This window comes from Pseudomonas sp. CFII68, from assembly GCF_000416195.1.
Taxonomy (GTDB): domain Bacteria; phylum Pseudomonadota; class Gammaproteobacteria; order Pseudomonadales; family Pseudomonadaceae; genus Aquipseudomonas; species Aquipseudomonas kilonensis.
This window is the reverse complement of sequence record NZ_ATLN01000112.1, coordinates 104735-122358: the sequence shown is the minus strand read 5'-3', so window position 1 is coordinate 122358 and position 17624 is coordinate 104735. Positions and strand designations below refer to the sequence as shown.

Annotated in this window: 16 protein-coding genes; 14 read left to right on the top strand and 2 right to left on the bottom strand. The window is 60.7% G+C overall.

Annotated features, from left to right (window positions below; genetic code table 11):
* Positions 1 to 12: 12 nt before the first annotated feature.
* Positions 13 to 825 (bottom strand): inner membrane protein YpjD, encoded by an 813-nt coding sequence (locus CFII68_RS06910; protein WP_018611152.1) that lies wholly within the window; start codon positions 823 to 825, stop codon positions 13 to 15.
* 206 nt (positions 826 to 1031) lie between these two features.
* Between CFII68_RS06910 and ffh the strand changes: the two genes are divergently transcribed.
* The 11 genes from ffh (at position 1032) to CFII68_RS06965 (ending at position 11633) form a co-directional block, all read left to right on the top strand.
* Positions 1032 to 2408 carry a signal recognition particle protein gene (gene ffh / locus CFII68_RS06915; RefSeq protein ID WP_003198085.1) on the top strand — a complete coding sequence of 459 codons (1377 nt, stop codon included), beginning with the start codon at positions 1032 to 1034 and terminating at the stop codon, positions 2406 to 2408.
* Between the two features lie 251 nt (positions 2409 to 2659).
* On the top strand, positions 2660 to 2911 hold the full coding sequence (rpsP, locus tag CFII68_RS06920; RefSeq protein WP_003198088.1) for a 30S ribosomal protein S16: 252 nt from the start codon (positions 2660 to 2662) through the stop codon (positions 2909 to 2911).
* A 5-nt stretch (positions 2912 to 2916) separates the two neighbouring features.
* Positions 2917 to 3453: a ribosome maturation factor RimM gene (rimM, locus tag CFII68_RS06925; RefSeq protein WP_018611149.1), complete on the top strand. Its 537-nt coding sequence runs from the start codon at positions 2917 to 2919 to the stop codon at positions 3451 to 3453.
* Positions 3435 to 4208 (top strand): tRNA (guanosine(37)-N1)-methyltransferase TrmD, encoded by a 774-nt coding sequence (gene trmD / locus CFII68_RS06930; RefSeq protein WP_170845966.1) that lies wholly within the window; start codon positions 3435 to 3437, stop codon positions 4206 to 4208. The genes rimM and trmD overlap by 19 nt, the downstream gene beginning before the upstream one ends.
* Before the next feature lie 45 nt (positions 4209 to 4253).
* Positions 4254 to 4604: a 50S ribosomal protein L19 gene (gene rplS / locus CFII68_RS06935; protein WP_003175895.1), complete on the top strand. Its 351-nt coding sequence runs from the start codon at positions 4254 to 4256 to the stop codon at positions 4602 to 4604.
* Positions 4605 to 4736: 132 nt separating this feature from the next.
* Positions 4737 to 5633, top strand: a complete 897-nt coding sequence (gene xerD / locus CFII68_RS06940) for a site-specific tyrosine recombinase XerD (protein ID WP_018611113.1) — start codon at positions 4737 to 4739, stop codon at positions 5631 to 5633.
* A 353-nt stretch (positions 5634 to 5986) separates the two neighbouring features.
* Positions 5987 to 6718: a bifunctional protein-disulfide isomerase/oxidoreductase DsbC gene (dsbC, locus tag CFII68_RS06945; protein WP_014336731.1), complete on the top strand. Its 732-nt coding sequence runs from the start codon at positions 5987 to 5989 to the stop codon at positions 6716 to 6718.
* A gap of 132 nt (positions 6719 to 6850) precedes the next feature.
* Positions 6851 to 8155, top strand: coding sequence for a homoserine dehydrogenase (locus CFII68_RS06950; RefSeq protein WP_003198098.1), 1305 nt, complete (start codon positions 6851 to 6853; stop codon positions 8153 to 8155).
* Between the two features lie 105 nt (positions 8156 to 8260).
* Positions 8261 to 9670, top strand: a complete 1410-nt coding sequence (gene thrC / locus CFII68_RS06955; RefSeq protein ID WP_018611107.1) for a threonine synthase — start codon at positions 8261 to 8263, stop codon at positions 9668 to 9670.
* Between the two features lie 120 nt (positions 9671 to 9790).
* Positions 9791 to 11161, top strand: a complete 1371-nt coding sequence (locus tag CFII68_RS06960; RefSeq protein WP_018611105.1) for a transporter substrate-binding domain-containing protein — start codon at positions 9791 to 9793, stop codon at positions 11159 to 11161.
* 184 nt (positions 11162 to 11345) lie between these two features.
* Entirely contained in the window at positions 11346 to 11633 is a 288-nt protein-coding gene (locus CFII68_RS06965) for a DUF3509 domain-containing protein (protein ID WP_018611102.1), read from the top strand.
* A gap of 668 nt (positions 11634 to 12301) precedes the next feature.
* Here CFII68_RS06965 and CFII68_RS06970 read toward each other — a convergent pair.
* Complete coding sequence (locus CFII68_RS06970; protein WP_018611099.1) at positions 12302 to 13501, bottom strand: CaiB/BaiF CoA-transferase family protein; 1200 nt, start codon at positions 13499 to 13501, stop codon at positions 12302 to 12304.
* Positions 13502 to 13648: 147 nt separating this feature from the next.
* On the opposite strand from CFII68_RS06970, the gene CFII68_RS06975 reads away from it, so the two are divergent.
* From CFII68_RS06975 to CFII68_RS06985, 3 genes are all read left to right on the top strand, one after another.
* Positions 13649 to 14191 carry a YaeQ family protein gene (locus CFII68_RS06975; RefSeq protein WP_018611098.1) on the top strand — a complete coding sequence of 181 codons (543 nt, stop codon included), beginning with the start codon at positions 13649 to 13651 and terminating at the stop codon, positions 14189 to 14191.
* A gap of 187 nt (positions 14192 to 14378) precedes the next feature.
* Entirely contained in the window at positions 14379 to 16088 is a 1710-nt protein-coding gene (recJ, locus tag CFII68_RS06980) for a single-stranded-DNA-specific exonuclease RecJ (RefSeq protein ID WP_018611096.1), read from the top strand.
* A 395-nt stretch (positions 16089 to 16483) separates the two neighbouring features.
* Positions 16484 to 17590 carry an NADH:flavin oxidoreductase/NADH oxidase gene (locus CFII68_RS06985; RefSeq protein ID WP_018611094.1) on the top strand — a complete coding sequence of 369 codons (1107 nt, stop codon included), beginning with the start codon at positions 16484 to 16486 and terminating at the stop codon, positions 17588 to 17590.
* Positions 17591 to 17624: the final 34 nt, after the last annotated feature.

Genomic DNA, 17624 nt, shown 5'->3' with positions numbered 1-17624 from the left:
CAGGGCCGTCCGTCACACATGCAGGATGTATTCGCGGACCAGCTTACTGCCGAAGTACGCGAGCATCAGCAGGCAGAAACCGGCCAGGGTCCAGCGAATCGCCTTGTGGCCGCGCCAGCCGAGGCGGTTGCGGCCCCATAGCAGCACGCTGAAGACGATCCATGCCAGGCAGGCGAGGAGGGTCTTGTGCACCAGGTGCTGGGCAAACAGGTTCTCGACGAACAACCAGCCGGAGATCAGCGACAGCGACAGCAGGCTCCAGCCGGCCCAGAGGAAGCCGAACAACAGGCTTTCCATGGTTTGCAATGGCGGGAAATTGCGGATCAGCCCGGACGGGTGCTTGTTTTTGAGCTGGTGGTCTTGCACCAGCAGCAGCAAGGCCTGGAACACCGCGATGGTGAACAGGCCATAGGCGAGGATCGACAGCAGGATGTGGGCAAGGATGCCCGGCTCTTCGTCGATGATCTGCACCGTGCCCGACGGCGCGAATTGCGCCAGCAGCACCGTCGCCAGCCCCAGCGGGAACAGCAGCACCAGCAGGTTTTCCACCGGAATGCGCGAGCAGGCCAGCAGCGTCAGGGCGATCACGGCGACGGCGATCAGGCTGGCGGCGTTGAAGAAGTCCAGGCCCAGGCCAATCGGCGTCATCAGGTGGGTATAAAGGCTGGTCGCGTGACCGAGCACCGCCAGCACGCCAAGCGTAACCAGCAGGCGTTTGTTCGCCTTGGCGCCGGTGGCCAGGCGGGTGCCTTGATAGAGGGTCGCAGCGGCATAAAGGCAAGCGGCGGCGAGCGTGGCAAGCAAGCTGGGTGACAAGGGGAGCATAAATCCTGTTAGGCAAGCCCGAAAGGCGCTGAGTTTGGCATAGAACCCCCTCCGCACGAAAGACCACCGCAACTGACAGTAAGGTGTACGTCGCCCGCTTCTTCGCTATAATCCGCGACCTGCCCACGCCGCAGGCTCGCCGAGCACATTTTTCACGGTCTGGGCCGCCATTATCCCGGTCTCATCTGGGCCTGAAAGGATCGCGCATGTTTGAAAACCTAACCGACCGTCTCTCGCAGACGCTGCGCCATGTCACCGGCAAGGCGAAACTGACCGAGGACAACATCAAAGACACCCTGCGCGAAGTGCGCATGGCGTTGCTCGAAGCCGACGTCGCCCTGCCGGTGGTCAAGGACTTCGTCAATTCGGTCAAGGAGCGTGCCGTCGGCACCGAGGTGTCGCGCAGCCTGACACCGGGCCAGGCGTTCGTGAAGATCGTCCAGGCCGAACTCGAAAGCCTGATGGGCGCCGCCAACGAAGACCTGAACCTGAGCGCCGTACCGCCAGCGGTGGTGCTGATGGCCGGCCTGCAGGGCGCGGGCAAGACCACGACAGCCGGCAAGCTGGCGCGCTTCCTTAAAGAGCGCAAGAAGAAGTCGGTGATGGTGGTGTCGGCGGACATCTACCGTCCGGCGGCGATCAAGCAACTGGAAACCCTGGCCAACGACATTGGCGTGACGTTCTTCCCGTCCGACCTGAGCCAGAAGCCGGTGGACATCGCCCAGGCGGCTATTAAAGAAGCAAAACTGAAATTCATCGACGTGGTCATCGTCGATACCGCCGGTCGCCTGCACATCGATGAAGAGATGATGGGCGAGATCAAGGCGCTGCATGCCGCGATCAACCCGGTGGAAACCCTGTTCGTGGTCGATGCCATGACCGGCCAGGACGCGGCCAACACCGCCAAGGCATTCGGTGATGCACTGCCGTTGACTGGCGTGATCCTGACCAAGGTCGACGGTGACGCCCGTGGCGGTGCCGCGCTGTCGGTACGCGCCATCACCGGCAAGCCGATCAAGTTCATCGGTATGGGCGAGAAGAGCGAAGCGCTCGAACCGTTCCACCCCGAGCGTATCGCTTCGCGTATCCTCGGCATGGGCGACGTGCTCAGCCTGATCGAGCAGGCCGAACAGACCCTCGACAAGGACAAGGCCGACAAACTGGCCAAGAAGCTGAAGAAGGGCAAGGGCTTCGACCTCGAAGACTTCCGCGACCAGTTGCAACAAATGAAGAACATGGGCGGCCTTGGCGGCCTCATGGACAAACTGCCGAACATCGGTGGCGTGAACCTGGCGCAGATGGGCAATGCCCAGGGCGCGGCTGAAAAGCAGTTCAAGCAGATGGAAGCCATTATCAACTCCATGACCCCGGCCGAGCGCCGCGACCCTGAGCTGATCAGCGGTTCGCGCAAACGCCGTATCGCCATGGGTTCCGGCACCCAGGTGCAGGACATCGGTCGCTTGATCAAGCAGCACAAGCAGATGCAGAAGATGATGAAGAAATTCTCCGCCAAGGGCGGAATGGCCAAGATGATGCGCGGCATGGGTGGTATGTTGCCCGGCGGCGGCATGCCGAAAATGTAAAGAATCTGCGCCGACTGTCATGTCGGCGTTGCCCTGCACGGATGCGGGGATCTCCAGCAAACCCGCGCTACGCGGGAGCTGACTTGCCGTTTTTCATGACGGCTCTATGGCAAATCTTGATCGCATGGCGCCAGGCGCCGGAAAAAGACATTTGCAAAAGTCCGGATATTCCTTAGAATATGCGGCCTTTCGGGCACCTATGCCCGCTGTGCATTTAGATTTGCAGCACCGACTACAGGAACGATGTTCACATGCTAACAATCCGTCTTGCCCTTGGCGGCTCCAAAAAGCGCCCGTTTTACCACCTGACCGTAACCGACAGCCGCAACCCGCGTGACGGTTCCCACAAGGAGCAGGTTGGTTTCTTCAACCCTGTTGCCCGTGGTCAGGAAGTTCGTCTGTCCGTGAACCAAGAGCGCGTAGCCTACTGGCTGAGCGTTGGTGCACAACCTTCTGAGCGCGTTGCTCAGTTGTTGAAGGAATCGGCTAAGGCTGCGGCCTGAGCAATATGAACGCGACGCCAAAAGATGCTGATGATTTGATCGTTGTCGGCAAGATCTACTCTGTACATGGCGTTCGCGGCGAAGTGAAGGTGTATTCCTTTACTGATCCGATCAAGAACCTGTTGGACTACAAAACCTGGACGCTCAAGCGCGAAGGTAGCGTGAAACAGGTGGAGCTGGTCAGCGGACGCGGGAACGACAAGTTCCTGGTCGCAAAGCTCAAGGATCTCGATGATCGTGAAGAAGCGCGTCTTCTGGCCGGTTATGAGATCTGCGTGCCGCGCAACCTGTTCCCTGAACTGACCGACGGCGAGTACTACTGGTACGAGCTGGTGGGTCTGAAGGTCATCGACCACCTCGGGCAATTGCTCGGGAAAATCGATCACCTGCTCGAGACCGGTTCGAACGATGTCATGGTGGTCAAGCCTTGCGTCGGCAGCCTGGATGATCGCGAACGCCTGTTGCCCTATACCGAGCAATGCGTGTTGGCCGTCGACCTTGCCGCAGGCGAGATGAAGGTGGAATGGGATGCGGATTTCTAAACGTGGCTAACTTGCGCGTTGAAGTCATTACATTGTTTCCCGAGATGTTTTCCGCCATCAGCGAGTACGGCATAACCAGCCGCGCGGTGAAACAGGAGCTGTTGCAGCTCACCTGTTGGAATCCGCGGGACTACACCACGGATCGACATCACACTGTGGACGATCGCCCGTTTGGCGGTGGTCCGGGCATGGTGATGAAGATCAAGCCCCTGGAAGATGCGCTGGTTCAGGCCAGGACGGCAGCCGGGGAGGGTGCGAAGGTGATCTACCTGTCGCCCCAAGGCCGTCAGCTGACTCAGTCGGCGGTACGCGAGCTGGCGAATTCGGATGCATTGATCCTGATTGCCGGCCGTTATGAAGGCATTGACGAGCGTTTCATTGAAGCTCATGTCGATGAAGAGTGGTCGATTGGCGACTATGTACTGTCTGGCGGCGAGCTGCCGGCGATGGTCCTGATCGATGCGGTTACACGACTGCTGCCTGGAGCTTTAGGGCATGCAGATTCCGCTGAGGAAGATTCCTTTACGGATGGTCTGCTGGATTGCCCGCACTACACCCGACCGGAGGTGTATGCGGATCAGCGTGTTCCCGACGTGTTGCTAAGTGGCAATCACGCGCACATCCGGCGTTGGCGTTTACAGCAGTCCCTTGGTCGGACCTATGAACGACGCGCCGATCTTCTGGAAAGCCGCTCGCTTTCTGGAGAAGAGAAGAAGCTGCTCGAGGAATACATCCGCGAGCGGGACGATAGTTAACAACGTATCGATGGTGAGTCCGACGACTTGCCTTAGGAGCACAGCATGACTAACAAAATCATCCTTGCACTCGAAGCAGAGCAGATGACCAAAGAAATCCCTACCTTTGCCCCAGGCGACACCATTGTCGTTCAGGTGAAAGTGAAGGAAGGCGACCGTTCCCGTCTGCAAGCGTTCGAAGGCGTCGTTATCGCCAAGCGTAACCGTGGCGTGAACAGTGCATTCACCGTTCGTAAAATCTCCAACGGTGTCGGCGTAGAGCGTACTTTCCAGACCTACAGCCCGCAAATCGACAGCATGGCTGTCAAGCGTCGCGGTGACGTACGTAAAGCCAAGCTGTACTACCTGCGTGACCTGTCGGGTAAAGCAGCTCGCATCAAGGAAAAACTGGCTTAAGTCCAGCTTCCGATGCAAAAAAAGCAGCCTGCGGGCTGCTTTTTTGTTGCCTGCGATTTGCGCTTTGAGCACCCTGCATAGCTTCATTTGCCATTTTGATGCTGTGTGTGCCCGCATCCTTCAAGAGTTCTTATGCCCGCCATCGATCATCCGCTGATAGACCAGTTTCTCGACGCCCTGTGGCTGGAGAAGGGCCTGTCCGATAACACCCGCGATGCCTATCGCAGCGACTTGGCGCTGTTCAACGGTTGGTTGCAGGAAAACCACCTGGAACTGATCAATGCCGGCCGGGAGTTGATCCTCGATCACTTGGCGTGGCGTCTGGAGCAGAACTACAAACCGCGCTCGACGGCACGGTTTCTCTCCGGCCTGCGTGGGTTCTATCGCTATTTGCTGCGGGAAAAGCTGATCGCGGTGGACCCGACCTTGCGCGTGGAAATGCCGCAATTGGGGCGTCCATTGCCCAAGTCCCTCTCCGAAGCCGATGTGGAGGCGCTGCTGGCGGCACCCGACCTCAGCGAAGCCATCGGTCAGCGCGACCGGGCCATGCTGGAAGTCTTGTATGCCTGTGGCCTGCGGGTCACCGAGTTGATCAGCTTGACCCTGGAGCAGGTCAACCTGCGCCAGGGCGTGCTGCGGGTGATGGGCAAAGGCAGCAAGGAACGCCTGGTGCCGATGGGTGAGGAAGCGATCGTCTGGGTCGAGCGCTACATGCGCGATGCCCGTCATGAGCTGCTGGGCGGGCGTCCTAGCGATGTGCTGTTTCCCAGCCTGCGCGGTGAGCAGATGACCCGCCAGACCTTCTGGCACCGCATCAAGCACCAGGCCAAGGTGGCCGGGATCGGCAAATCCCTCTCGCCCCACACCTTGCGCCATGCCTTTGCCACGCACCTGCTCAACCACGGCGCCGACTTGCGGGTGGTGCAGATGCTGCTAGGCCATAGCGACCTGTCCACCACCCAGATCTACACCCACGTCGCCCGGGCGCGGTTGCAGGACCTGCATGCCAAACACCATCCGCGCGGCTGAATGAAGTCCCCTGTGGGAGCGAGCTTGTGGGAGCAAGCTTGTGGGAGCAAGGCTTGCCCGCGATGAACGATAACGCGGTGTAGTTGTTACACCGCGGCGCGGCCATCGCGGGCAAGCCTTGCTCCCACAGGACAGCTCCCACAGGACAGCTCCACAGAAAAGCTCCACAGAAAAGCTCTCACAGAAAAGCTCCCCCAGAAAAGCCTGCATCAATCCTCAAAGCGTCTTGCATCAGCGGCATTCGGTCACGCGGGCCTTATGTGGTAGGCTTTGTCGGTTTGCACAGTGGGCGGTTGGAACCCGAATCTGCGGGTCGGCGTTTCCCGTCTCATTTGTTCGCCTCAGGAGTCCCCATGCGTTTGATCCAGATGTTCACCGCCGCCGCCATTGCGCTGGCCAGTACCTTTGCCATCGCCGACGACGCGGCCGACAAGGCTATCCGCAAGAGCCTGGAAAACCTTCAGCTCGAAGTGCCGATCGAAACCATCTCGGCCAGTCCCATGGCCGGCCTGTATGAGGTCAAGCTCAAGGGCAGTCGCGTGCTTTACGCCAGCGCCGACGGTCAGTACATCGTCCAGGGCAACCTGTTCGAGCTCAAGGACGGCAAGCCGGTCAATCTCACCGAGATGACCGAGCGCCAGGGCATTTCCAAGTTGATCAACGGCATTCCAGTCGCTGAAACCGTGGTCTACCCGGCGATTGGCGAAACCAAGTCGCACATCACCGTGTTCACCGACACCACCTGCCCGTATTGCCACAAGCTGCACGCCGAAGTGCCGGAGCTGAACAAGCGCGGCATCGAAGTGCGCTATGTTGCGTTCCCGCGCCAGGGCCTGGGCTCGCCGGGCGATGAGCAGTTGCAGGCGGTCTGGTGCTCCAAGGACAAGAAAGCGGCCATGGACAAGATGGTCGATGGCAAGGAAATCAAGGCCGCCAAGTGCGAGAACCCGGTTTCCAAGCAGTTCGCCCTTGGCCAGTCCATTGGTGTGAACGGCACGCCGGCCATCGTTTTGGCCGACGGCCAGGTGATTCCGGGCTACCAGCCGGCGCCACAAGTCGCCAAACTGGCCCTGGACGCGAAATGATCATGGGCGATCTGCTTCTGAAGATCACGGCTCGGCGAAAACCTTCGTCGGGCCGTTAAACACAAAGTCGCGTTGCTGCGCGGCTGTATTTCACGGCCGACCTTGCGTCGGCCGTTTCATGGGGAGTCAAGAGTGAATCCGGTCAAAGTAGGCATCTGTGGGTTAGGTACCGTCGGTGGCGGCACCTTCAACGTACTTCAGCGCAACGCCGAGGAAATTGCTCGTCGTGCCGGGCGTGGGATCGAAGTGGCACAAATTGCCATGCGCACGCCAAAGCCTCAGTTCCAGACGACCGGTATTGCGATTACCAACGATGTCTTCGAAGTGGCCACGAACCCTGAGATCGACATCGTCATAGAGCTGGTCGGCGGCTACACCGTTGCCCGTGAGCTGGTACTCAAGGCCATCGAGAATGGCAAGCATGTGGTCACCGCGAACAAGGCGCTTATCGCTGTTCACGGTAATGAGATTTTCGCCAAGGCCCGCGAGAAGGGCGTGATCGTGGCTTTCGAAGCCGCCGTGGCCGGTGGTATCCCGGTGATCAAGGCGATCCGCGAAGGCCTGTCGGCCAACCGCATCAACTGGGTCGCGGGGATCATCAACGGCACCGGCAACTTCATCCTCACCGAGATGCGCGAGAAGGGTCGCACCTTCGAAGACGTGCTCGCCGAAGCCCAGGCCCTGGGCTACGCAGAGGCTGATCCGACGTTCGACGTGGAAGGCATCGACGCAGCGCACAAGCTGACGATCCTGGCCTCCATTGCGTTCGGCATTCCGTTGCAGTTCGACAAGGCCTACACCGAAGGCATCACCAAGCTGACCACCGCTGACGTGAACTACGCCGAAGCCTTGGGCTATCGCATCAAGCACCTGGGCGTGGCGCGCAGCACCGCCAACGGCATCGAGCTGCGCGTGCACCCGACCTTGATCCCGGCCGATCGCCTGATCGCCAACGTCAACGGCGTGATGAACGCGGTGATGGTCAACGGCGACGCCTCCGGCTCGACGCTGTTCTACGGCGCTGGTGCGGGCATGGAACCGACGGCCTCTTCGGTGATTGCCGACCTGGTGGACGTGGTTCGCGCCATGACCTCGGACCCGGAAAACCGTGTGCCGCACCTGGCCTTCCAGCCAGACTCGCTGTCGGCTCACCCGATTCTTCCGATCGAGGCGTGCGAAAGCTCCTACTACCTGCGCATCCAGGCCAAGGACCATCCGGGTGTGCTGGCCCAAGTGGCGAGCATCCTCTCGGAACGCGGCATCAACATCGAGTCGATCATGCAGAAGGAAGTCGAGGAACACGACGGCCTGGTGCCGATGATCCTGCTGACCCACCGTGTGGTCGAGCAGCGCATCAACGACGCGATTGCGGCGTTGGAAGCGCTCCAGGGTGTCGTTGGCCCGGTGGTCCGTATCCGCGTCGAACATTTGAATTAATTTAGCGGCAAGCGGTAAGTTGCAGGCTGCGAACGAAGGCACACTTGCCTTTGAATGTATCGCCTGCAGCTTCAACGCTTGAAGCCCAAACCGAAGGTTTGCCCCATGCGCTATATCAGCACCCGCGGCCAGGCACCGGCCCTGAATTTCGAAGATGTCCTCCTGGCCGGCCTGGCCACGGACGGCGGTCTCTATGTGCCGGAAAACCTGCCGCGCTTCACCCAGGAAGAAATCGCTTCCTGGGCCGGCCTGCCGTATCACGAGCTGGCGTTCCGGGTCATGCGCCCGTTCGTCACCGGCAGCATCCCGGACGCCGATTTCAAGAAAATCCTGGAAGAGACCTATGGCGTCTTTTCCCACAATGCCATCGCACCGCTGCGTCAGCTCAACGGTAACGAATGGGTCATGGAGCTGTTCCACGGCCCGACCCTGGCGTTCAAGGACTTCGCCCTGCAATTGCTCGGTCGCCTGCTGGACTACGTGCTGCAAAAGCGTGGCGAGCGTGTGGTGATCGTCGGTGCCACGTCTGGCGACACCGGTTCGGCGGCCATCGAAGGCTGCAAGCATTGCGATAACGTCGACATTTTCATCCTGCACCCGCACAACCGGGTCTCGGAAGTACAACGTCGGCAGATGACGACGATATTCGGCAATAACATCCACAACATCGCCATCGAAGGCAACTTCGATGACTGCCAGGAAATGGTCAAGGCCAGTTTCGCCGACCAGAGCTTCCTCAAGGGCACGCGGCTGGTGGCGGTGAACTCGATCAACTGGGCGCGGATCATGGCCCAGATCGTTTATTACTTCCACGCGGCCCTGCAATTGGGCGGCCCGGCCCGCTCCGTGTCGTTCTCGGTGCCGACCGGCAACTTCGGCGATATCTTCGCCGGCTACCTGGCGCGCAACATGGGCCTGCCGATCAATCAATTGATCGTCGCCACCAACCGCAACGACATCCTGCACCGCTTCATGAGCGGCAACCAGTACGTCAAGGAAACCCTGCACGCCACGCTGTCGCCTTCGATGGACATCATGGTGTCGTCGAACTTCGAACGCCTGCTGTTCGACCTGCACGGGCGCAATGGTGCGGCGATTGCCGGCCTGATGGACAGCTTCCGCCAGGGCGGCGGTTTCAGCGTCGAGCCTGAGCGCTGGACCGAAGCCCGCAAGTTGTTCGACTCCCTGGCCGTGGACGATGAGCAGACTTGCGAAACCATCGCCGAGGTGTTCGAGCAGAGCGGTGAGTTGCTCGATCCGCACACGGCCATTGGCGTCAGGGCCGCTCGTGAGTGCCGTCGTAGCCTGGACATCCCGATGGTGATCCTGGGCACGGCGCATCCGGTCAAGTTCCCGGAAGCCGTGGAGAAAGCCGGTGTAGGAAAAGCGCTCGAACTGCCTGCGCATCTTTCTGATTTGTTTGAGCGAGATGAGCGTTGCACCGTGTTGCCCAACGACTTGAAGGCCGTGCAGGCCTTTGTCAGTCAGCATGGGAACCGCGGCAAGCCGCTCTGACCGCGCAAACCTGTCACATTTTGAAGCCCGTCTCCTGACGGGCTTTCTTGTTTCTGCATGCCAAACTGGTCGGGTTTTCGCCCTTGGAGGAACGGGCGAGTCATCTCGAAGGAAATGCAGATGTCGTTTTTTAGCAAAGGCAAGCCAGCCCGGGGCTGGGTAATGGGCCTGGCCCTGATGTACTGGGCGCAAGGGGGCAATGCGGCACAGTTGGCGGCTTTCGACACGCCGCCGTTCAATCCTGGCGAGCGGCTGGTGCTGGATGTGCAGGAATTGAAGTGGATCAAGGAGAACCCCCGCGTCATCGTGGCCACGACGCAGTTTCCGTTGTACCTGTTCAAGAATGAACTGGGGCAGTGGAACGGTCTGAACCACGACATTCTCCAGCGCATTACGCAAATGACTGGCCTTGAGTTCGTGCATCGAGAGTCGTTCTCCCCCGGCGAGTTGCTGACGCTGCTGGAGAACAGCGAAGCCGACATGACGACCCTCTTGGCGATGAATGACGAACGCAGGGATTTCCTGAGTTTCAGCCATGCATTTGGTGGCTCGGGCTGGGTATTTGTCGGCCGTGACGGAGAGTCGATTCTCCATTCGCTGGAACAGCTGGAAGGGAAGGTCCTGGCGTTGCCGGCGCGGCATGCCTTGGAAGCGGAGATCAGGCGCGACTACCCGGCCATCGAATTGCGCACGACCAAGACCTATGGCGAAGCGCGGGCATTGGTCGAGAGCCGGGAGGCCTATGCCACCATCGAAAATGAAACCGGGGTGCATCTCTATCCGGCGGGACAATTGCAGGTAGGAAGGGGCCTTGAAGGCAAGTGGGAACCCGATTACCTCGCGGTACGCCAGGACCTGACCGTGCTGCTGAGCATCTTGAACAAAGCCCTGGAAGCCTTCCCGGCCAAGGACATGCGCGCGCTGCGTTCCAAATGGATGGCCGGCATCACACCCGTCCAGGCGCCATCGATCTGGGAGCGGGTGTCCCGCTGGGGGTACTGGTGCGTGACCGTGGTCGTGGTGTTCGGCCTCCTGTCCCTGCTATGGAACCGTCGCCTGCAGATACAGATCGACCAGCGTCTCAAGGCCGAGGCGGTCCTCAAGGACCAGTTGATGCTCCAGCGGGCCTTGATGGATGCCATTCCCGACCCGATTTTCATCCGGGATCTGGAAGGGCGCCTGATCATGTGCAACAAAAGCTACGAGGACCAGTTTGCGACCCGCTTCGAAAAGCTGCGGGGCACGCGGCTGACGGATTCGGCGGCATTCCCGCCGGCCACTGCCGAGTTGCTGCATGGGGAGGTGATGGAGCAATTGCGCACCGGCCAGTCCCGGTTCGTCGACCGACAATTGATGTTCAGCAGCGGATTGCGGGAAATCTATCATTGGTCGGTGCCCTTCTATGGGGCTGACGGGCAGTTGCGCGGCATTCTGGGGGGCTGGACCGATGCCGGGCGTCGATGGCGCCGTTGCGACAAGTTGATGGCCTGACGCCGACCGTCACCACGCCAAGACTTCAAGAGAAGGCTGTTGTTTGCCTGTCATATTGGGCGCGCATGCTCGGTTGAACAGGTTGGAGGCGTGCCGGTTCGGTGCGCTGACGAACTTTCTGCTGCGGCCCACGGTCACTTACTGTGAACATGCAGTTGTTTTCGGACTATTGAAGGGTGAGCGAATGGAAAGTATCAGCCTATTGCTGAATGAAGCCTTGAGCCCGTATCAGGTCACGCTGACTCCCTCCGGCGCCAAGGGCGAATGCCTGGTGACGCTGAAGAATACCTCCGGGGCCATCATGGTCGAGCGAGTGTTCAATCAGGCCCAATTGACCGACAAGCGTCAGTTGACGGATGTGGTCGATGGCCTGCATCGCGATGTATTGATTGCCGAGGGCCGCCTGGAGCCCTGTGTGATTGCGGCGCTGCGCAATCTGGCGCGCGACAAGGTCATGGTCGGGGCGAATTGACTGGGGTTTTGTGGGAACCTTCCTACGTCCTGATGAGTCAGACTCTTTACCAACAAGAGCGAGCATTGTGCTCCGGTGCTTGTCGCTTGTTGTACGAACCTTGATTGGTTACGTTTAACCCCGAGTCGTCTCCCCACTTCTCGGGGTTTCTTTTTGCCTGGCTTTTACGTTTTTAGCGCGTTCTGTCAGGCGCTGGCGCCGTTGTGGGAGCAAAGCTTGCTCGCGATGGCGGCCTGATGGTCGGGTACATATCCATTGCTGCGGTAACGGCGGCTTAGGGTTCCGCCCTGACGGCGGCTCACTTTTGAGAAGCCCGGAAGCCGGCCCAGTCAAAAGTAAGCAAAACGCTTCTGCCCCACCACTTGGTGCCTCGCCTAGTCTCGGCATGCCCGAACGAAGGCATTGCTCCGTGGGCCCACTGCGCAATGCCTGCGTTCGGCCAGCGTGGTTAACGGGGCGCCGAGATCAACGTCCACCGCGAGGCGGCCTAGTAGCCGGCCTGGCTCTTGCGGTCGTACACCCGTCAGATCTGTTTGAGCAGGACCTGTGGGAGCAAAGCTTGCTCGCGATTGCGGTGTGCCAGTCAACATCAAGTCGATTGAACGGACGCTATCGCGAGCAAGCTCGCTCCCACCGTTTGATCTTCGGTGACTGGCCCCTACAGAGCGTCAAATGGCCCCGTCGGCGCGCAGTTTGGTGATCTGCTGCGCGTCGTAGCCAAGCTCGCCGAGCACTTGTGCGTTGTGTTCACCCAGCGCCGGCCCGACCCATTCGGAGGTGCCCGGGGTGTCGGAGAGTTTCGGTACGATCCCCGGCATCTTGAACGCCTTGCCGTCGGGCAACTTGGCCTGCAGGAACATTTCACGAGCCAGAAACTGCGGGTCGCTGAACATATCCTCGGCGCTGAAGATCCGACTGGCCGGCACTCCGGCCTGGTTCAGTTGGTCGATAACGCTATCGAGCGGCAGCGAGTTGACCCAGCGATCGATGACGCCGTAGAGCTCGTCACGCCGGCTGTCGCGGCCATCATTGCTGGCCAGTTGCGGGTCATTGGCCAGGTCGTCACGGCCGATGATCTGCATGAAGCGCTTGAAGATCGCGTCGCCGTTGGCGCCAATCTGTACGTGCTTGCCGTCAGCGCTGGTGTGGATGGACGAGGGGGTGATGCCGGGCATGATGTTGCCGGTGCGCTCACGGATGAAGCCGAACACGTCGAACTCCGGCACCATGCTTTCCATCATGGCGAAAATCGCCTCGTACAAGGCCACGTCCACCACTTGCCCCGTTCCGCCGTTGATCTCGCGGTGACGCAGGGCCATCAATGCGCCGATCACGCCCCAGAGGGCGGCGATGGAGTCGCCGATGGAAATTCCGGTGCGCACCGGCGGACGGTCCTCGAAACCGGTGATGTAGCGCAGGCCGCCCATGGATTCGCCCACCGCGCCAAATCCCGGTTGATCCTTCATCGGCCCGGTCTGGCCGAAGCCCGAAAGCCGCACCATCACCAGTTTCGGGTTCAGTGCGTGCAGGACATCCCAGCCCAGGCCGAGCTTTTCCAGTACGCCGGGGCGAAAGTTCTCGATCAGGATATCGGCTTCGCCGATCAGTTTTTTCAGGATCACCAGGCCTTCGGGGTGCTTGAGGTTCAAGGTCAGGGACTTCTTGTTGCGTGCCTGGACGAACCACCACAGCGAGGTGCCTTCGTACAGCTTGCGCCACTTGCGCAGGGGGTCACCGCCGTCGGGCGATTCGACCTTGATGACTTCGGCACCGAATTCACCGCAGATGCGCGAGGCGAAGGGCCCGGCGATCAAGGTGCCGAGTTCGATGACTTTGACGCCGGCAAGGGGTTTGGCAGTAAGCGACATGACAGATCCTGTAGGACAAAGGCAGAACGAATAGAGCGTTTTATCATAGGCCAAGGCCGGTCGCCGCAGGTTGATGGTCGGCAATTCGTGGATTGCCCGCGTCATCGGTTAGACTTGCCGCCTTTCCTCGTATCAAGAAGCCCGTTCATGGCCCAGCCGTCCACGACCTATAAGTTTGAACTGAACCTCACCGACCTTGACCGCAATGTGTACGAGAGTGTGAAGCAGACCATCGCCCGCCACCCTTCGGAAACCGAAGAGCGCATGACCGTGCGCCTGTTGGCCTACGCGTTCTGGTACAACGAACTGCTGGCGTTTGGTCGTGGTCTGTCAGACGTCGATGAGCCGGCGCTGTGGGAAAAAAGCCTGGATGACCGTGTGCTGCACTGGATCGAAGTCGGTCAGCCGGATGCCGATCGCCTGACCTGGTGCTCGCGCCGGACCGAGCGCACCAGCCTGCTGGCCTACGGCAGCCTGCGGGTCTGGGAAGGCAAGGTGATCCCGGCGGTCAAGAACCTGAAAAACGTCAACATCGCCGCCGTGCCCCAGGAAGTGCTCGAAACCCTGGCCCAGGACATGCCCCGGGTGATCAAGTGGGATGTGATGATCAGCGAGGGCACGATTTTCGTGACCGACGACCGTGGCCAACATGAAGTCCAGCTGCAATGGTTGCTGGGCGAGCGTGGTTGAACCCACCGGGACTGTAGGAGCTGTGTAGGAGCTGTCGAGTGCAACGAGGCTGCGATCTTTCCCCTGACGCTTGAGTCTCAAGCGAAAGATCAAAAGATCAAAAGATCGCAGCCTTCGGCAGCTCCTACAGTGCCAAGCTCCCTCGCCACCAGGATTTTCACCATTAAAGAGAAGTTTTCGTCACCCCATGCGCATAGAACCCCGCCAACTGCCCGATACCCTGCCATTTCTCGGTGACCTGCCGCCCCTGTTGACCCGCCTGTACGCAGCGCGTGGCGTGCAGTCCGAGGCTGAACTGGACAAGAGCCTGGCGCGCTTGATTCCCTTCCAGCAGCTCAAGGGGATCGACGCCGCGGTGGATCTGTTGGTGACGGCGCTGGAGCAACGCCAGCGCATCCTGATCGTGGGTGACTTCGACGCCGATGGCGCGACCGCCAGCACCGTGGGCATGCTCGGGTTGCGTCTGCTCGGTGCGGCCCATGTCGACTACCTGGTGCCTAATCGCTTCGAATATGGCTACGGGCTGACCCCGGAAATCGTCGAAGTCGCCCTGGCCCGCGAACCGCAGTTGCTGATCACCGTGGATAACGGTATTTCCAGTGTGGAAGGCGTGGCGGCGGCGAAAGCGGCGGGGCTCCAGGTGCTGGTCACCGACCACCACTTGCCCGGCCTTGAACTGCCGGCAGCCGACGCCATCGTCAATCCGAACCAGCCGGGCTGCGAGTTCCCGAGCAAGGCCCTGGCCGGTGTCGGGGTGATTTTCTATGTGCTGATGGCGCTGCGGGCGCGTCTGCGCAGCCTGGGCTGGTATGCCAGCACACCCCAGCCGAACATCGGCGAATTGCTCGACCTGGTGGCCCTGGGCAGCGTGGCCGACGTGGTGCCCCTGGACGCGAATAACCGGATCCTGGTGCACCAAGGCCTGGAACGGATTCGCGCCGGACGTGCCCGGCCCGGCATCAAGGCAATCCTGGAAGTGGCCAAGCGCGATGCTTCACGGATTACCTCCACCGACCTCGGATTTATCCTCGGGCCGCGTCTGAATGCGGCGGGGCGCCTGGACGACATGAGCCTGGGCATCGAATGCCTGCTCACCGACGACCCGGCCCTGGCGCGGGAGATGGCCGCGCAACTGGACGGCATGAACCAGGACCGCAAGTCCATCGAGCAGGGCATGCAGCGCGAAGCCCTGGCCCAGCTCAAGGACCTGCCGGTGGAGTCGATGCCGTTCGGTTTGTGCCTGTTCGATCCGCAGTGGCACCAAGGGGTCATCGGCATCCTCGCTTCGCGGATGAAAGAGCGCTATTTCCGTCCGACCATCGCCTTTGCCGATGCCGGGGACGGTTTGCTCAAGGGCTCGGGCCGCTCGGTGCCGGGCTTTCACATTCGCGATGCGCTGAGCGTGGTGGCGGCGCAGCATCCCACCCTGATCAGCAAGTACGGCGGTCACGCCATGGCGGCGGGACTGACGCTGCCGGAGGCGAATTTTCCGTTGTTCGCCGAAGCGTTCGACGCGGAAGTGCGCCGGCAATTGCGTGAAGAAGACCTGACCGGCCGACTGTTGTCGGATGGCACCCTGGCGGTCGAGGAGTTCCACTTGGAACTGGCCCGGGCACTGCGCCACGCCGGCCCCTGGGGCCAGCATTTTCCTGAGCCAATGTTCCACGGCCTGTTCCAGTTGGTCGAACAGCGCGTGGTGGGCGAGCGGCACCTGAAGGTCGTCCTCAAGAGCGAGTGCGGCTCGGTGAAGCTTGATGGCATCGCCTTTGGCATCGACCGCGAGATCTGGCCCAACCCTACCGTGCGCTGGGTGGAACTGGCCTACAAGCTCGACCTCAACGAGTTCCGCGGTCAGGAAACGGTGCAATTGATGATTGCCCATATCGAGCCGCGGTAGCCACAAGTGCTATCGATTAAGTGATGACTTCTTGTGGCGAGGGGATTTATCCCCGCTGGGCTGCGCAGCAGCCCCCAAAATGTCCCGGCACCGCATTTCTCCAGTCAAACGGCGTTGGCCGGGTTCGCGACTGCTTCGCAGTCGAGCGGGGATAAATCCCCTCGCCACACAGTGACCGACCTAAGCGGGAGCAAGCGCCCTCGCCACACCGTCGGTTTTTAAGTTCTGAACCCTCCGTCCTGCCGGGTTGTCGACTAGGCTCTAAGCACTGCTTGATAGCCCTTGTGACGTCTTGTCGAGTTTTTTGCCCGCGGGGGCGGGTGTTGCACCTTTTGTCACTCGTCGACTTTTCAAACAGAACCCTGGAGCCTGCCCACTGATTCGAGAGGTGCCCCATGAGTCTGCTGCTGGAACCCTATACCCTTCGCCAATTGACCCTGCCCAATCGCATCGCGGTATCGCCGATGTGCCAGTATTCGAGCACCGATGGCCTGGCCAACGATTGGCACCTGGTGCACTTGGGCAGCCGTGCCGTGGGCGGTGCCGGCCTGGTGTTCACCGAAGCCACCGCTGTTACCGCCGACGGCCGCATCACCGCCCAGGACCTGGGGCTGTGGAACGATGAACAGATCGAACCCTTGCAACGCATCACCCGGTTCATCACCGCCCAAGGGGCCGTGCCGGGCATACAACTGGCCCATGCCGGACGCAAGGCCAGCACCTGGCGACCCTGGTTGGGCAAGCATGGCAGCGTCAAGCCGGCGGATGGCGGCTGGATGCCGGTCGGTCCATCGCCGATTGCCTTCGACCCGCAGCACACCCAGCCAGTCCAATTGGACGACGGGCAGATCGCCGGTGTGATCCAGGCCTTCGTCGATTCGGCCAAGCGCGCCCTCACGGCCGGCTTCAAAGTGGTCGAGGTTCACGCGGCCCATGGGTATCTGCTGCATCAGTTCCTCTCGCCCTTGAGCAATCAGCGGCGCGATCAATACGGTGGCTCGTTCGAAAATCGCGTCCGCCTGGTGCTGCAAGTCACCGAAGCGGTGCGGGCCGTATGGCCTGAAGAACTGCCGGTGTTCGTTCGCGTTTCCGCCACCGATTGGGTCGAGGACGGGTGGAACCCGGACGAAACCGTGGAGCTGGCGCGGCGCTTCAGGGCGCTGGGGGTGGACCTGATCGATGTGTCATCGGGCGGCACGGCCGCCAATGCGGAAATTCCCACCGGCCCGGGTTACCAGACCCGTTTCGCCGAGCGGGTGCGCAAGGAGTCGGAAATCGCCACCGGCACCGTCGGCATGATCACTGAGCCGGCCCAGGCCGAACACATCCTGCGCACCTGCCAGGCCGATATCATTTTCCTGGCCCGCGAATTGTTGCGTGATCCGTACTGGGCCTTGCATGCCGATGATGACCTGGGCGGCCGCAAGGCCACGTGGCCGGCGCAGTACCAGCGGGCCACGCATCGGGACCAGCCGATTCATGAGTCGGATTTGCGCGATTGAGTGTTTGGTAAAACAAAAAAGCCCCGGTCGTCAT

Coding starts and splice junctions, on each gene's coding strand:
- CFII68_RS06910 (WP_018611152.1), bottom strand. CDS start 825: ATGCTCCCCTTGTCACCCAGCTTGCTTGCCACGCTCGCCGCCGCTTGC.
- ffh (WP_003198085.1), top strand. CDS start 1,032: ATGTTTGAAAACCTAACCGACCGTCTCTCGCAGACGCTGCGCCATGTC.
- rpsP (WP_003198088.1), top strand. CDS start 2,660: ATGCTAACAATCCGTCTTGCCCTTGGCGGCTCCAAAAAGCGCCCGTTT.
- rimM (WP_018611149.1), top strand. CDS start 2,917: ATGAACGCGACGCCAAAAGATGCTGATGATTTGATCGTTGTCGGCAAG.
- trmD (WP_170845966.1), top strand. CDS start 3,435: ATGGGATGCGGATTTCTAAACGTGGCTAACTTGCGCGTTGAAGTCATT.
- rplS (WP_003175895.1), top strand. CDS start 4,254: ATGACTAACAAAATCATCCTTGCACTCGAAGCAGAGCAGATGACCAAA.
- xerD (WP_018611113.1), top strand. CDS start 4,737: ATGCCCGCCATCGATCATCCGCTGATAGACCAGTTTCTCGACGCCCTG.
- dsbC (WP_014336731.1), top strand. CDS start 5,987: ATGCGTTTGATCCAGATGTTCACCGCCGCCGCCATTGCGCTGGCCAGT.
- thrC (WP_018611107.1), top strand. CDS start 8,261: ATGCGCTATATCAGCACCCGCGGCCAGGCACCGGCCCTGAATTTCGAA.
- CFII68_RS06960 (WP_018611105.1), top strand. CDS start 9,791: ATGTCGTTTTTTAGCAAAGGCAAGCCAGCCCGGGGCTGGGTAATGGGC.
- CFII68_RS06965 (WP_018611102.1), top strand. CDS start 11,346: ATGGAAAGTATCAGCCTATTGCTGAATGAAGCCTTGAGCCCGTATCAG.
- CFII68_RS06970 (WP_018611099.1), bottom strand. CDS start 13,501: ATGTCGCTTACTGCCAAACCCCTTGCCGGCGTCAAAGTCATCGAACTC.
- CFII68_RS06975 (WP_018611098.1), top strand. CDS start 13,649: ATGGCCCAGCCGTCCACGACCTATAAGTTTGAACTGAACCTCACCGAC.
- recJ (WP_018611096.1), top strand. CDS start 14,379: ATGCGCATAGAACCCCGCCAACTGCCCGATACCCTGCCATTTCTCGGT.
- CFII68_RS06985 (WP_018611094.1), top strand. CDS start 16,484: ATGAGTCTGCTGCTGGAACCCTATACCCTTCGCCAATTGACCCTGCCC.